Genomic DNA, 13,721 nt, shown 5'->3' on the forward strand with positions numbered 1-13,721 from the left:
TCCAGTACGAATCAATTTGCCGACAATATTGCATTGCTTGAGCACTTATGATCTGCTGCGACGATGCCGAAAGGCATTTTTTTATGGTGATCAGAGCTGGCAAATCTCGTAAATTTCGAGGTACCCTTCAATGAGTTCAGCCGGCTGAACAATGCCTTTGGTCGTGAGGTGGGTGTTTACACTCACTGCACTCCAAGATTAGAAAATCACAAACCCTCAGTCTTTGCAACCAATTCCTCTGAGCCATATTGGTTGCTGATCGAGGATCTGACCCACTTACGTTCTGGTGATCAAGTAATCGGACTCAGCTACCAGGAAACGTTGGCCACGATTCAACGCATGGCCGCTATCCACGCCGAATTCTGGCTTGATCCTTCCTTGAACCAGCACAGCTGGTTGCCAAACCATGGCTTCTGGTTTGCAGACCCCAAAGCCGAAATCGTTGATGATTTCTTTGCCACTTATGGCGTGCGCTTCGGCACGGATGTTTGCCGGTTATATCGCGCGGTACTGGAGCAAAGTGCAGATATTGATCAGGCTCTCAATGACAGGCCATGGACCCTCGTCCATGGTGATCTGCGCGCCGACAATTTGCTATTCGGCCATACGCTGGAAGATCCGGAGTCGGTAATAATTGATTGGTCCTGGGCCAGCCGTAGTTCAGCCGCTATTGATATCGCCTTTTTGATTGGCGGCAGCACGCCCCAGGCTCAGCGGCTTGGACGTCATGAAGACCTGCTACTGGCTTGGCACCAGGAACTACTCAAGCTTGGAGTTTGTGATTACTCGCTTGAAGAGGCCAGGTACGACCTGCAATTAGCAGCTCTACGGACCATCACTGCCGGCATAGCCATGCATTCCTTCACGGGCCCAGACATTCCGATCCGGGCAGCCCTGTTCATGGATGACGCGATCCAGCGTCATGCGGCCTACGCCTTGGAAATTGACGCCTGGCAAGCTCTGCCCGATCCGAGTGCCTGGAATGCCTGATATTGACGTAAATCTCGCCAACCCACCGCTGGCTTCCGGCCCCTATGTGCGCCTGGGGGCAGGCAGCGATTGGCCAAAGGCAAACGGTTTCCGTGACAACAACTGTGCCAGCCCGCAGCCACCTGCCCTGTTTGGGTGCGGCACTGGCAATAAAGGCCAACCCCTTGGAGCTTCAGGCAGCTTCGAGCCGGCAGCAGTGATCGATGCAGCGGCGGGATATCGCTTCAACAGCTGGTTGCGGGCCGAAGCCCTGCTCAGCTGGCGGCCAGAGCTTGAGTTCAGCGGCCAAAGCAACTTCTTGGGCCGTGCTGGGGCCAACCAGCCGGTGACTGGCTCAGCCTCCTCCCCCGGTTTCAGGAAAGTTGTCACCCCTCTGATCAGTACATCCGGGGGCTTGAGGACATGACTAATGCGCCGTTACAGCGAGGCCGTCAAGGCTGATGTGAGGAGACGTATGCACCCGCCCCACAGGCAGAGCGTGGCGCGGATTTCAGAGGAGCTGGGCATCCACGTGATGACCCTCTACAAATGGAGGAAGGCCTGGCGGTTGCAGGGAGAGGTGGTGCCGTCATCCGAGAAGGAACCAGAGGGCTGGAGCGCTGCCGACAAGTTCACGGTTGTACTGGAGAGCTCTGGCCTCAACGCCACCGAGCTCAGCGCCTACTGCCGCGAGCGGGGCCTGTTCCCGGAGCAGGTGGAGCGCTGGCGGCAGGCGGCCCAGGATGCCAACGCCAAGCCTGTGCTGACGATGGCCGAGCAGAAGGAGCTTGAGAAGCTCCGCGCCCAGGACCAGCGGGAGATCAAAGCCCTCAGAAAGGAGTTGCAGCGCAAGGAGAAGGCCATGGCGGAAATGGCGGCTTTGCTGGTGCTGCAAAAAAAGTGGGATGCCTTCTGTTCGGAGGACGAGGAAGGCTGACCAGTGCCTTGCACCGGCGGAAGGTGATCGAGCTGATTGGCGAGGCCAATGCTGCGGGCGCTGGCCTGGTGAGGGCCTGCGGTGTGATCGGCATTTGCCTGCGTGCCCGGTGTCAACTACTTAGGCGGGCGCCTACCTAATCGTCGCCGAACACGCAGCAAGCGTTTTTCGGCAGCTCACAGAGCAGGGGGCCGACTTCCTCCTGACGGTTAAGGCCAACCAGAAGACGCTCTACCGGCAGATCGCCGATCAGCTGCTTGGAAAGTGCCACATCCCTTTCGTCGCAACCAATCACGAGATCGGCCATGGCCGTGACATCACCTGGAATCTGAGGGCGAAAGAAGCGCCGGTGCACATCAAGGCCAATTGGCATGGCACCAGCTGGATCGCCGAGGTGATCGCCACCGGGATCCGCGATGGCAAGCCGTTCAAGGCCACGCACCGGTTCATCACAAGCCTGCGCACCACCCCAGAAGCGTTGCTGCGCCTGGTGAGAGAGCGCTGGAGTCTGGAGAGCTGGCACTGGATCCGCGACACCCAGCTGCGGGAAGACGATCACCGCTACCGCGGCAACGGTGCCGGCGTCATGGCGGCCCTGCGCACCGCTGGTCTCAATCTGCTGCGCCTGGCCGGTTTCGACTCGATCCGCGAGGGCCTGCAAGCGGTGATGCATGACATCAAGGCACTGCTGGCGATGGCGCGACGACAACCAGAGCTCAACCCGTGACCAGACTTTGAATCAACCCTGCGGCTACGCCGGGGTTGAGGTCCCCAGGGATTTACACCTACTGGCGGGACGCAGGCCGGCTGCGCCATGGAGCGTCCACTTCCACCTGCAGGATGTGACCGTGGAACAGCGGCTGAGGTAATGGAGTGCCTAATTCATCAGATCCTTCGATTGATGCGCCGTCGCCTGTACCCTGGCATTCTTGACTCTGCCGTATGTTTGGCCTTCCATCTGTGCCTGCTTAATGGGTCGGGGACACGCTAGGAAAACTTGCCTGATGCAACAAGGGGCACCAAGCCGGGTGCATATTTTGCTACTCTTCTTAAAGGAATCTGTACATGTGCTCGAGAAAATTCCGACTTAACGCCTTTAGATGGATTGGCTGGGCCGATTAGAACTCGTCACCATGAGAGCCCCAAGACACAGGTCACCCCTATGTCGACCGAGGCCACATTAGTCTCATGAGACGTTACCGTAAGATATGGAGCCGAGCTAAACTCAGATTTATTTTGTGCACCAGGTGGCAGGTAGCTTGACCGATGAAGATTACCGCTCTATTATCACAGTATTTCCGTCATCCAGCTTGCAATCAACTGGGAGCAAGATCAAAGCATGAATGCCTCCAAAACAATCAAGAGGAATAGCCCGAATGAAATTCAGACAATCTAATCCATGGAAATAAGCATGACTCATTTTTCGAGATGGGCCACCAAGTCAATTATTCTTCGAATCCGGAAATCCTCATTTCTAGCGTTAGGTGCTTTTTATTCTGGATTTTGTACAATTGCTTTTGCTTCTGAGTCTAGGCTTTTGCTGAGTGAATCTCCACGCCTTCTCGCAGAATCAAGGCCGCAACGGCAGTCATGCAGCAGTGGCAACTTGACACCGGAAGAAATCTTTGAACGGGCTAAACAGTCAGTCGCCCTAATCGTTGTCGAAGGTGCTGGATCAGGTAGTGGCTTTGCTATTGGAAACAGAGATGGAAATACACAGCTAATCACAAACTCGCATGTTCTTGATGGACACAATATTGCTTCAGTTAAATGGATTGACGGGACTACTCATCAAGCAGTTCTACTGAAAGATGGAAAAGGCTCAACAGATGTCAACGACTTGGCATTAATTGAGATAAAGAACTATTCAAAGCCAATATTGATGATTAAGAAAAGTCCACCCAATATTGGAGCCCAATTGGTAGCGATAGGCTCGCCCGGAGCAGGAGGTCAGACCCTTGACTTTAGCCTGACTTCAGGAGTTCTCAGTAATATTTATCAAAGTGGCGCTATTCTGCAATTTGACACGCCAATAAACCCTGGAAATTCTGGTGGCCCAATTCTAGACAAGTCGGGATGTGTTGTCGGGGTAGCAACGTACAAAGTCGTAGAAGAGCATGTTGAAGGATTGGGATTCGGCCTATCCGGAGAACGAGTGATCAATTTCCTGGGATATGATATCTCGGAAGATCATGAGTCTCATAACTCGTTGGAATCACAACCGGACAAGGGTCAGAAAGATGTTATCCCATCTGTTCCCGCTCCACCATCATCCGGTACCGGGACGGAATCTCAAGAGCAGCAGGAGGGCGCCCGCCCCTTTCCATTGGTCTTGCTTTTTTTAATTCCCGGATTAGCATTACTAGTAGGCCTTACATTTAAACTCGTATCTGACGAAGAAGACGAGTCATGAATTACAACAACGAAGGCATGGTCGAACGATGGACAGAATTATCAAAACTTTCGAATATGCTACAGAGTGTCCAGAAACGCCTCTCTGCGATAGAAGAGTGCAACGGCGAAATATTTAACCGTTTAGATACAATTGAGAGCGCCCGAAACATAAGTTATGCAAAATGGATCCAAGACTCCGAACTCCAGCTAGACCGCACGCAGCATCTTGACATTCCTATTCGCAAAATCATTGATATTTACTCTGAGACACCACAAGTCCTTCAATACTGTAGTAAGTCGGCTTCTCCCAAGGCGATTGAAAATGCCATTATTCTTGAACGCAAACCTAATGGCAACTACTGGGTAATCGAACTTGCTTTCCAAGAATTCATACTTCTACCCAAGCCAACGATCCTCTCTCAATCACAAAGTCTTGAAAGCCTCTCTCTTCTTTATGAAGGTGTAGGTCATGATGCATCAGAGGAAGCAACCTTCTGCTGGCTTGAATCTCCAGCATACCTCTATCAGATAACTCGCCATAAGCGCTGGGCGCTCAAGATGAAAGGTAAGATCAGATCCGATAAGAATCCACTTTGTTTAGGTTGGCATTCACAGCTTGCCTCCATCCAATCAAGTTATGAAGATATACAAACAAAGCTAAATCAACTTATTACCAATACTGATACCCAGGGTTATGCTACCAAGGCTGATCATCAACGGACCTTGGAGGAATTATATGGAAACCCAATTAATATATTCTTTAGTACCTGTAAGCCGCAGGCTTACGCTCTTTATCATGATTCAACGAAGCAGGGCATGGTAATTGTAGACTGCATAGTTGACATCAGCATTCCAGCCGCGGTTTCCCCTGCAAATAACATGAGTGTGTATGTCGGAACATCACCATTTAAATTAATGCATGGGCAAGGCAATGTCGACTTTCGGCGATCAACACCAGACGCTAAGCTCCCTTCGCAGATGTGCCTAATAGACGATAGTCAGCAAACCTGGGTCATGGCAAAAAGCTATGATGAAGCCAGTCGCATGGTTAGTCTGCTAGATGGAAAGTGGGAGCCACTCGATATTGAATGACTTGTTCGTTCACTTAGAAATGATCTGATCACTTCCTGGTCTTGTTACTATTCTTTCATTGCAGCAACTATCTCGCATGAAACTCAGCCCTAGCCTGCACTCCAAACTGTGCTCCAGACCTGTTCAGTCGCTGATGAAGCCACTTCCAGCTTTGGCAGTTGTAGCACTTCTTTCAGCCTGTAGTTCAAGCCTTAGTAGATTAAGCTGTATTGACGAGCCAAAGAGTCGTTCGACAGAAGTCTGGTCCAATAATTCTCGTCCTATAAAAATTAATATTGGGGTTGATGGCAGTGGCTCAATGCATGGATATGTAACTGATCATGGTACGCGCTTTGCACAAGCAATAGATACAGTAAGTGCATTAGTTGCTGCACAGGGGCTCACCGGTCAAACTAGTTTTTGGAGATTAGGTTCTAATTTGTCAATTAATAAACCCCAAAAGATCTCCGAGACTCAATTTCTGGATGCTCGAACGCAAGAGTTCTTCTGTACAGCTACCGATTCTAAGTATCCATGCGTAACCAGCACCTTGGGGCAACTGCTGGAGATTCCGATTGCGGCACCACAGGATCGATTGGATGTTCTTTTGACAGACCTTGAGCCCGACTCGGGTGCAATAAGCACACTGGCAAAGCGCTATTCCCAGCTTATCAAAAGCTATCCTAATTACAAAATAGTCCTTTTGGGCGTAAGAAGCCAATTTAACGGAACTATCTATCCTGCTCAATCGGGCGCTTTTCGGCCTTTTCCTTATTCAACAAAGACACTACCATTAGAGAGTAAGGGCCGTCCTTTTTATGTTTTGCTCAGCGGCCCATCCTCCGCTGTTGACGCTTTCTCTGAAGCATTTGAAAATATGCCGATGGGGGTTAGCAAAGCACTACAAGCTTCTGTTTTTACTTCATCAGGTCATAGCGAAGAAACTATTTCTCTCGATAGTAGTGCAACTTGGGGTGTACAGATTAATAAGGATTGTCTTAGTGAAACTAGCGCGTTTGATCGCAAGGTGCCCTCGATTCCATCGCAATGGCTCTTAGGGTCTGTAGAGTCAGCATGCCTTGGTAGACCATTTGATATTCAACTTAAATCTTTAGCCAGCAATCGTCTGCCTACCTCTTCGATACCGCTTTCTGAGATCAGACTATTCCCTGAGACAAGCGGATATCGCCTGATCTCTTCATCTATATATGATGGTCGACTTGTAGTTGGTCTAAAAAGTAATCCCAAGCTCTTATCTTCGACAGATCCGATCGCCGTTCAAGTCAGCAATCAAGCACTTAATTCGGCTTTGTGGTCTGATTGGGACAGTAGTGTCTCAAATCCTTCTGGCCATACCACCCAAAACCTCAGGCTGTTTGTCAACAGCTTGCAAGCAATATCATCGGGATCTGCCGAGAGACCTGCTATCAAGCTGTGCCTAGCAATAGAACCAACAACTCAACAACTTGGCCAATCGAAGCGGCCACCTATATTAATATTTATTGTAGTTGGCGCCATTTTGCTGGTCGGCGCGATAGCGGCTGCTTTAATTAATTCAGACGCCAACGAAGACTGAGCTCATTTTCATATGAATAAAGAGACGCGACGTTTTGCTGTTCTTGTAGTTGCTGTCCTTATTGGATTCTGTGTCATCGTCCCACTGCAGTTAGCCCTTCTCGCCAGTCCTGAGATTATCGCTGGCTTGGGGGTCACATCCCAACAATCTGACTGGAAAGAGAAAGTTGTTTTACAGGCTTCTTTAGGTTTTTGGCTGACCTCCTCAATAGCTGTGTTGATTTGGAACACCGTGGCTGAAAATGCTCATCCAGTCAACAGCCACCTGGCAAGAAGTAAGCAGTTTCTGTGGTGGTCATTTGTTGCGATCCTATATATTGTTATGATCTTAACCTTCTATCTCATTGTGTCACTTGCGGCAGCAACAGTTGCCGCCGAACTGCAGTATCTATCGTTACTCATTGTTGTTCCAATTGACATGATTTTCGGTTTTTGGCTGCCGACTGCACTCGCAACACCTGGTTCCTTGCGATTTGTCCCACCTCTAGCTATGAACCTGCGCCGTAAGTTGGGAGTCTGAACGATGAAACGAATTATTGCGATAGGCATCGGTGGCAGCGGGGCTAAGTGTGTTGAGTCTGCCGTTATGCTTCACAGCATCGGACTCTTTGGAAACACTAGCTTGGGAACCATCCTTGTGGATGCTGATTCCTCCAACGGTAACGGCGACCGAGCCGCAAGGCGTATTGTCTTGACTAGCAAGGCGCACAAATCTTTCACAGACGGTTCGTCTCCGTTCATGGAAGGGGAGCTCACCCATTTCGGTAGTTGGAATCCTTTAGCTGATGTTATTCATCAATCAAATCTTGCCGCGATCTTTAACCATGAACTCATGCGGACAACTCAGCCTGGGTTGGCTGGGTTATTCGAAGTCCTTTATACTCCAAAGGAACGTCAAGCTGATTTGAAGGTTGGTTTTCGTGGCAAGCCTCCAATAGGTGCAGCCGTTATGAGTCAGCTTGATGTCGAAGACCTCGAAGATGACGATAATATTTGGTCAAAAGTATTTCAGTATATTCAAACAGCAGTTAATGACGGCGGGAACTCTGAACCTGTCATCGTTCATCTATTTGGCAGTGTCTTTGGGGGGACTGGTGCGGCAGGAGTGCCAACCCTAGGTCGTTTGCTGCATGATGAGTTTCATAAGCTGGGAATCCGTAGTGGGATCAAGATTAATGCGACTCCACTGCTTCCCTACTTCACATTTCAGAAGCCCAAGGACAGTGTGAGTGATGTCTTCGCTGAATCTCAGTCGTTTGGCATTAATACTCAGGCGGCACTTCAATTCTTTACCGAGCAATCACAAGGTATCTTTGACAGCATCTATTTGATTGGCAACCAACAAAGAAAGCAATATCAACCTGCAACGGGCGGACCTGAACAGCATAATGAGTCTCATTTTATTGAATTATTTGCTGCGTTGTCTGCTAGCCATGGCATGACCCACCAAGGTAATAGTGTTCAAGTGGGAACGATCAGCCGAAAAACTCAGGATCAACTGAGATGGGAAGATATCCCAAATGGACACTCAGGCATTCCTTCTGTTACGCATCTCAAGCGTGCAGCCTTATTCTCATACTCTTGGTATCATAACTTTTCCCTAGAGATTGAGGCGGCTGAGAAAGTCACGCCCAAAAAGTTTGTTAAGGGTGCGCCTTGGTTCTTAAAATTTTTCAGGTTAGGAAATAGTACTTCATCGTCCAAGCCATCTGTGAAGGATTCAGATCAACAAGAGGCATCTGCATTGCTTGCCCAGTGGAGCGCAGAGTTTCTCGTCTGGTGTGGCGAGGTCGGTCGTAGTGGCGATAATCAGCCAGAGCTCTTTCGCTCTGAAAATCTTCCAGCCGATTCAAAACCAGAGAATATCGAAAGTCGTGATTATAAGGAGATACTCAATGATCTCCTGCTCGACATTCCTTTGACTTCAGCAGAAAAGCGGCGAGGAATAGACTGGTTTAAGAATAAGCTCTATGATATTCCAAGCCCTCCCCAGTATGGAACTGAAGGACTCGCTCATTGTCTTTTTAACCTCTTTTAATTCTGCTTAATTCCCCCCCCCCCTGCATCTCACTATCCTCATGTCCAATTTCTCTCCCCTGCTGCCTAAGACGACCAAGCCATTCCCAGGTGGACCTACGGCTGGCGATTGGCACATGCAGGCAGGAGTTGGCCTTTTTAACCAGTTGGCAAACGACATTGACTGTAGTGCCACTCTTGGTGAGATTAATTCAATACCTAGCCCGTGGTCCCGCGCTCTCCAATTACTTTCAGCGATTCGCAACCCTGCTTATCCCACAAGAACCCAGCTTATATCTCAGTATCGGGGCTTTCTGGCATTGCTGGCACTCTCTGAAAATCTTTGCCTCAATATTACCGCAACACGAGTTACTCTTTCCCAATTCTCAAATAGTCCGTTCGCCAAAAGTCTGTCTCGCCTCAGCCCAAGAGGGCAAGATAACATCATTTCGATCTCCAGCAATCCAAATAGCAGCAATCCATGGGATACACTATATGTCTTTTCTTTAAATGGCTGCCCTATAGGGATGAGCTCGGCAGCTACTATTGTTTCGCCTACAAGTTTTCTGCCTAAAGCGATTGAAAGCCAAGTCGCTTGGGTGCAAAATGAGAAGTTTGAAGATCCAAAGCAACACTTAAACTCTTCACAACGTTCCATCCTCGCTGGTTGGCTGCAGCGCCTTGCCAACGATGTTCTGACAGCCAATAGCCAGCCTGGAGGCAACGCTTCCCTGGCGAGTAGTGTTGCTAAAGAGCTAAATCTTTTCGCGTCGGATCTCGTTGGAAATATTCAAGTCAATCAACCTAAGCCAAGTGACAAGCGAGTCCCTTTTCAGATTGATCTTTCCCCCATCTTATTGCGTAGTCTTTACCCAGCTTCGGTGGAGTCTCTGCCATCAAATGTGCAGATAATCCCTAGCCTCGACCGCGAAACTAATCCCCTCGAGACGACACCTAATCTCTACTTAATTGATCCCGATGAGATGCCGGTTCGGCTTGACAAGAGTGCTCCAAATGTATGTGTCATTGGTCCGCTGACGTTAGCTAACTTAACGGTTGACAAAGCAAAAGCAATAGACCAAAAAGCATTGCTTTGGCGCCCCGAAGACTTTTTCTTGAAAGATCTATATTATCTTGAGGAACATGATGCACTTCCTGGTAGCTGGATAGCCGACAAGCTTGATCTGGTGCAGTTTGGCCAGCTTACCATCATCCTTCCTGTCAATCCACGTCTGAGGGAGTATATATCAAGTGAAGACCTGAAGGGCCGTATTGAGATTGAAAAAATACAAGTAAATGATGGTGACGGACTAAAGATTTCAATCGCATTACCTTTGTCCGGTTTTGATGGGAACGAGCTTGAGTATCTGATACATCAATCATTTCCTCTAAACCCGAAGAATAAGCTCCAAGGACGTGTCCCCTCTATGGCCATATGGCCTCACATCCCTGTTAATACAGATTGGAAAAAATACTTTACCTTTGTTGAATCATCGAGTCTTGATGCATTGGCTTTTCGAGTTACTGAGGGACCCACTTATGACTCCATTCTTGCAAAGAGCGAGCCACAGGCAAAATCACCGGGATCATCTTCTGAACCTAGTTCATTTCTTTATTACAAGAGTAAAACCATTCCTCAGTACCTAGTCGCTTCTTTGAAGGGAAAGGACATTGGAGTGATCCCAATTAGTTCACCCACGGTCCCTTCTCCCAACACTTCTAATTGGACAGTCGGTGTTGATTTCGGTACATCACTTACCAATGTTGCCGTTCGGAAGGGAGACGGTAAGAATATACCGGAAAAGCTAACACTCAACACACTACTCTTATCTATCAGTAGCCTTGAGTCTGGGGCTGATAAGCAGGCATTGCGCGAATATTTTGTTCCGGATAACAAATCTCTTGCTGAAGCTGGTTTACCTATCGCCTCTACCCAGTCTCGGCCAAATGCAAATTCGTCAATCCCTCCATTTTTTACAATTGCCACCACTAGAGGCAAGCATATAGGAATTAAACGAACACCTCTTACGATCGAGGAAGGCCGTATTTATTTTACTCTAAGCAAGGTTGATTTCTCCCAACCATTCTATCACACAAATATAAAGTGGAGTGATGATGAATCGGTGTTGCAGGAGACGTTTCTAGAGCAGCTTATTTGGAGTATTAGTGCTCAAGCTGCATACGAAGGTGTGCGTCAGATTGCATGGAAGGCTTCTTTCCCAACGGCGTTTAATCAGGGCCAAATCAATGCTTATATGGGCACATGGCAGACACTTATTGAAAGACTAAAGCAAGAGTGCTTTGATATTGATCATACTCTTGTTTTCTCTTCGACTCACGATACTGAAAGCGTTGTTTTTGCCCAATATTGTGCGGCCATTGAAGGCCGTCAGCTTGAAAATACTGCATGTATTGATATCGGAGGTGGGACATCTGATGTTTCAATATGGAAAAATCGCAAACTGATTCATCAATGCTCAATCCAATACGCAGGTCGCGACGTCTTTCATCATATTCTCCGGCCCTCTTCCGGCAAGTCTAATATTCCCAAGCTTCGCGATATCCTCGGGATGGAAGCAAGTCCCATACTCGACCTAAATAGGAACTTTGACGCTTCTATTGATGTTTACCTTAGGTACAATAGTGATAATCTATTTGGTTCCTCAGGGTCCTATCGGAAAGCAAGTAATGCATCCAATCGTTTGCAGAACAAATATTTTCGCTCTTTGATGGCTTTTTCATTTGGTGGACTTTATTATTATCTTGGTATCGTCCTCCGCTCGCTGAAGCAAGAGGGCCTTTTCGATGCGCCCCTTGGTATCAATCCAGCCGTTGTGCTCGGAGGAAATGGTGCTAGATTCCTTCGATGGATCCATCCTACGCTTCCTGACTTTAAGAAGTCTCAGGCGCATGTTCTTCTGAATCAGATCTTGACAAGTGCTTCAGGTTTGGACATTAATCCAATGGGGGCTGAATGCACCTCTTCTCCCAAGTCAGAAGCTTGTCTTGGCCTAGCTGTTGACCCAAGTATGACAAGGTTAGAGGTCGCGATTAAATCTAAGGACGACCATCCTTGCTCTGGTCTTCCAGCAACCTTGCAGTATCTTGATGAAGACGGCAAGCACGTTATAAGCCGTAGTACATATGAACGTTTTGATATACCCGATAAGGCTATTGTATCGGGCTACTCAATTGACGATTTCTCTGAATTAGATTCTTATATCCAAGCATTTAATCGTGCCATTGGGGATCTTGATAGTGATGAGTTCTTCCCGCTTCAGTTTTGGTCGGGTGAACGGATCGGATCTTTGTCGGGTGATTTGGGTTTGACTACTCGGCAGCTAGTTGATGATACCTGCACGTTAATGGTTAGGCGTTCGCAGCCTGCTCCCGAGTTGGGATTCACTAGCAAACTTTTTGAGCCTGAACCTCCATTCATTACGGTGATGAAGTGCCTGACACGTGCTTTGTCCGAGAAGTGGGCGGAGGTTGCATGAGCATTCTTCGTTACATCCGGCAACACTTTATACCTTTTTCTATCATCTCTTTCATTTTAGTATTAGCGTACTTTGCTTTTCCGTTTGGCGATGACTTTCATTCTTTATGGGCATTGTTCCAAACAAATCTCCATAAAGCTGCATATCGTCCCGATGGAGGTTTGAGGGCTCGCTCGATTCTCGCGCCTGCTCTTCTAATCTCAGCTCTAATCTCAGCTCTAATCTCAGCCTTCCTGTTCTGGTTGGGAAAAGAAGAGTTGAGCTTGACCAAAACACGTTTTCGTAACCGTTTTCGTGAAATTGAAGAAAAGCTAAAGTCTGTAGATCCTAAAGCTTTGCAGCTTCGGTCTAATGACCATCATAATGAGTCTAATGACCATCATAATGAGATCGAGAATCTACAGAGTCAGATTAAAGTTTTGCAGCGTTCCATTACGGCGCTTTCCAAGCCCTCTGATCAGCCTCTGCCCCGGATCCCTTTCTCCACATTCCCGGATCTTGCGCCCCACCCTGAGACTTATTCTTATGATTTCACGGCGACCCCGCCTCTGCCACAAACACCTTTATCCTCATTGCTTTGCCAAGTAATTAAAGCATTTCCGCGCCAAGACTTTTTTGAGGAACGCAAAACTCAATTCAGGCCAATGGCGTTGGGGCAGCTTGATTCGCAGCTTACACCTGAAGGTCAGCATAAAATAATGCTACTAAGATCAAAGTTTGAAGCCGCTGATTATCTCGTTTTTGATGACGGCCAGTCTGAGTTTCTGGCTCTTAACCCACTCAGTAATCGTTTCAGCTCTTCTCTTCATGATCTTAAGGAAGGCGGGTCTAGTCTATACGAATACCGTGCAGTCCACGGTCTCCCTCTAGCGATCATCAAGATTGCTCGCCTACGTAAGTTTGACGAATCATTCTGGATTGTTGATGAAAAGGGATTGATTGAGGGAGGCTCTTGAGGGGGGCTGCCCTCTTTTTCTTTTTCGCGAAATACTGCAGATATAATGGGCATACTCGTTGGTTGTCTTTGCTTCTAGTTTTTTGTTGCTGCTGGATAGGGCTTCCTGAGAACGCTCTTATCGCCTGCACCGCAGTGGATCTAGGCGATTTGTCTCAGTAAAATATTTGTAAACCTGTACGTGATTACCCAGCTCACTCCGCACAGGGCGAACTGGTCGCATAGACTGGTACGCATATACCAGCTAGCCCATGTCGCGCAGTGCCGTCCAGTTTCAGAAAGGCCTCTCGCTGCCTGAGTTCCAACG

Annotated in this window: 11 protein-coding genes; all 11 read left to right on the forward strand. The window is 48.3% G+C overall.

All coding sequences use genetic code 11. From position 1 onward, the window contains the following. Nucleotides 1–321: 321 nt before the first annotated feature. Entirely contained in the window at nt 322–990 is a 669-nt protein-coding gene (locus tag KBY83_RS14290) for a phosphotransferase (protein WP_396094091.1), read from the forward strand. Then, complete coding sequence (locus KBY83_RS14295; protein WP_255020244.1) at nt 983–1,396, forward strand: hypothetical protein; 414 nt, start codon at nt 983–985, stop codon at nt 1,394–1,396. Before KBY83_RS14290 ends, KBY83_RS14295 begins: the two co-directional genes overlap by 8 nt. 3 nt (nt 1,397–1,399) lie before the next feature. Next, the gene (locus tag KBY83_RS14300; RefSeq protein ID WP_255020245.1) at nt 1,400–1,906 is read left to right on the forward strand and encodes a transposase; all 507 of its coding nucleotides are present in this window, start codon (nt 1,400–1,402) and stop codon (nt 1,904–1,906) included. Nucleotides 1,907–2,108: 202 nt separating this feature from the next. Then, nucleotides 2,109–2,633 carry a transposase gene (locus tag KBY83_RS14305; protein WP_255020254.1) on the forward strand — a complete coding sequence of 175 codons (525 nt, stop codon included), beginning with the start codon at nt 2,109–2,111 and terminating at the stop codon, nt 2,631–2,633. A gap of 672 nt (nt 2,634–3,305) precedes the next feature. Next, nucleotides 3,306–4,319 carry a S1C family serine protease gene (locus KBY83_RS14310; protein WP_255020246.1) on the forward strand — a complete coding sequence of 338 codons (1,014 nt, stop codon included), beginning with the start codon at nt 3,306–3,308 and terminating at the stop codon, nt 4,317–4,319. Further along, nucleotides 4,316–5,392 (forward strand): hypothetical protein, encoded by a 1,077-nt coding sequence (locus KBY83_RS14315; protein ID WP_255020247.1) that lies wholly within the window; start codon nt 4,316–4,318, stop codon nt 5,390–5,392. The genes KBY83_RS14310 and KBY83_RS14315 overlap by 4 nt, the downstream gene beginning before the upstream one ends. A gap of 76 nt (nt 5,393–5,468) precedes the next feature. Continuing rightward, nucleotides 5,469–6,947 carry a hypothetical protein gene (locus tag KBY83_RS14320; RefSeq protein ID WP_255020248.1) on the forward strand — a complete coding sequence of 493 codons (1,479 nt, stop codon included), beginning with the start codon at nt 5,469–5,471 and terminating at the stop codon, nt 6,945–6,947. A gap of 12 nt (nt 6,948–6,959) precedes the next feature. After that, complete coding sequence (locus KBY83_RS14325; RefSeq protein ID WP_255020249.1) at nt 6,960–7,466, forward strand: hypothetical protein; 507 nt, start codon at nt 6,960–6,962, stop codon at nt 7,464–7,466. 3 nt (nt 7,467–7,469) lie between these two features. Then, nucleotides 7,470–8,984: a hypothetical protein gene (locus KBY83_RS14330; RefSeq protein WP_255020251.1), complete on the forward strand. Its 1,515-nt coding sequence runs from the start codon at nt 7,470–7,472 to the stop codon at nt 8,982–8,984. Between the two features lie 40 nt (nt 8,985–9,024). Beyond that, entirely contained in the window at nt 9,025–12,459 is a 3,435-nt protein-coding gene (locus tag KBY83_RS14335; protein WP_255020252.1) for a hypothetical protein, read from the forward strand. Continuing rightward, nucleotides 12,456–13,415 carry a hypothetical protein gene (locus tag KBY83_RS14340; RefSeq protein WP_255020253.1) on the forward strand — a complete coding sequence of 320 codons (960 nt, stop codon included), beginning with the start codon at nt 12,456–12,458 and terminating at the stop codon, nt 13,413–13,415. The genes KBY83_RS14335 and KBY83_RS14340 overlap by 4 nt, the downstream gene beginning before the upstream one ends. The last annotated feature ends 306 nt before the right edge of the window (nt 13,416–13,721 follow it).

This window comes from Cyanobium sp. WKJ7-Wakatipu (assembly GCF_024345355.1).
In the GTDB taxonomy this organism is placed as follows: Bacteria; Cyanobacteriota; Cyanobacteriia; order PCC-6307; family Cyanobiaceae; genus Cyanobium_A; species Cyanobium_A usitatum.

Bases quoted from the DNA above. Each gene is read 5' to 3' on its own strand.
- KBY83_RS14340 (WP_255020253.1), top strand. From the start codon at position 12,456: ATGAGCATTCTTCGTTACATCCGGCAACACTTTATACCTTTTTCTATC.
- KBY83_RS14300 (WP_255020245.1), top strand. From the start codon at position 1,400: ATGCGCCGTTACAGCGAGGCCGTCAAGGCTGATGTGAGGAGACGTATG.
- KBY83_RS14310 (WP_255020246.1), top strand. From the start codon at position 3,306: ATGGAAATAAGCATGACTCATTTTTCGAGATGGGCCACCAAGTCAATT.
- KBY83_RS14320 (WP_255020248.1), top strand. From the start codon at position 5,469: ATGAAACTCAGCCCTAGCCTGCACTCCAAACTGTGCTCCAGACCTGTT.
- KBY83_RS14335 (WP_255020252.1), top strand. From the start codon at position 9,025: ATGTCCAATTTCTCTCCCCTGCTGCCTAAGACGACCAAGCCATTCCCA.
- KBY83_RS14330 (WP_255020251.1), top strand. From the start codon at position 7,470: ATGAAACGAATTATTGCGATAGGCATCGGTGGCAGCGGGGCTAAGTGT.
- KBY83_RS14325 (WP_255020249.1), top strand. From the start codon at position 6,960: ATGAATAAAGAGACGCGACGTTTTGCTGTTCTTGTAGTTGCTGTCCTT.
- KBY83_RS14295 (WP_255020244.1), top strand. From the start codon at position 983: ATGCCTGATATTGACGTAAATCTCGCCAACCCACCGCTGGCTTCCGGC.
- KBY83_RS14315 (WP_255020247.1), top strand. From the start codon at position 4,316: ATGAATTACAACAACGAAGGCATGGTCGAACGATGGACAGAATTATCA.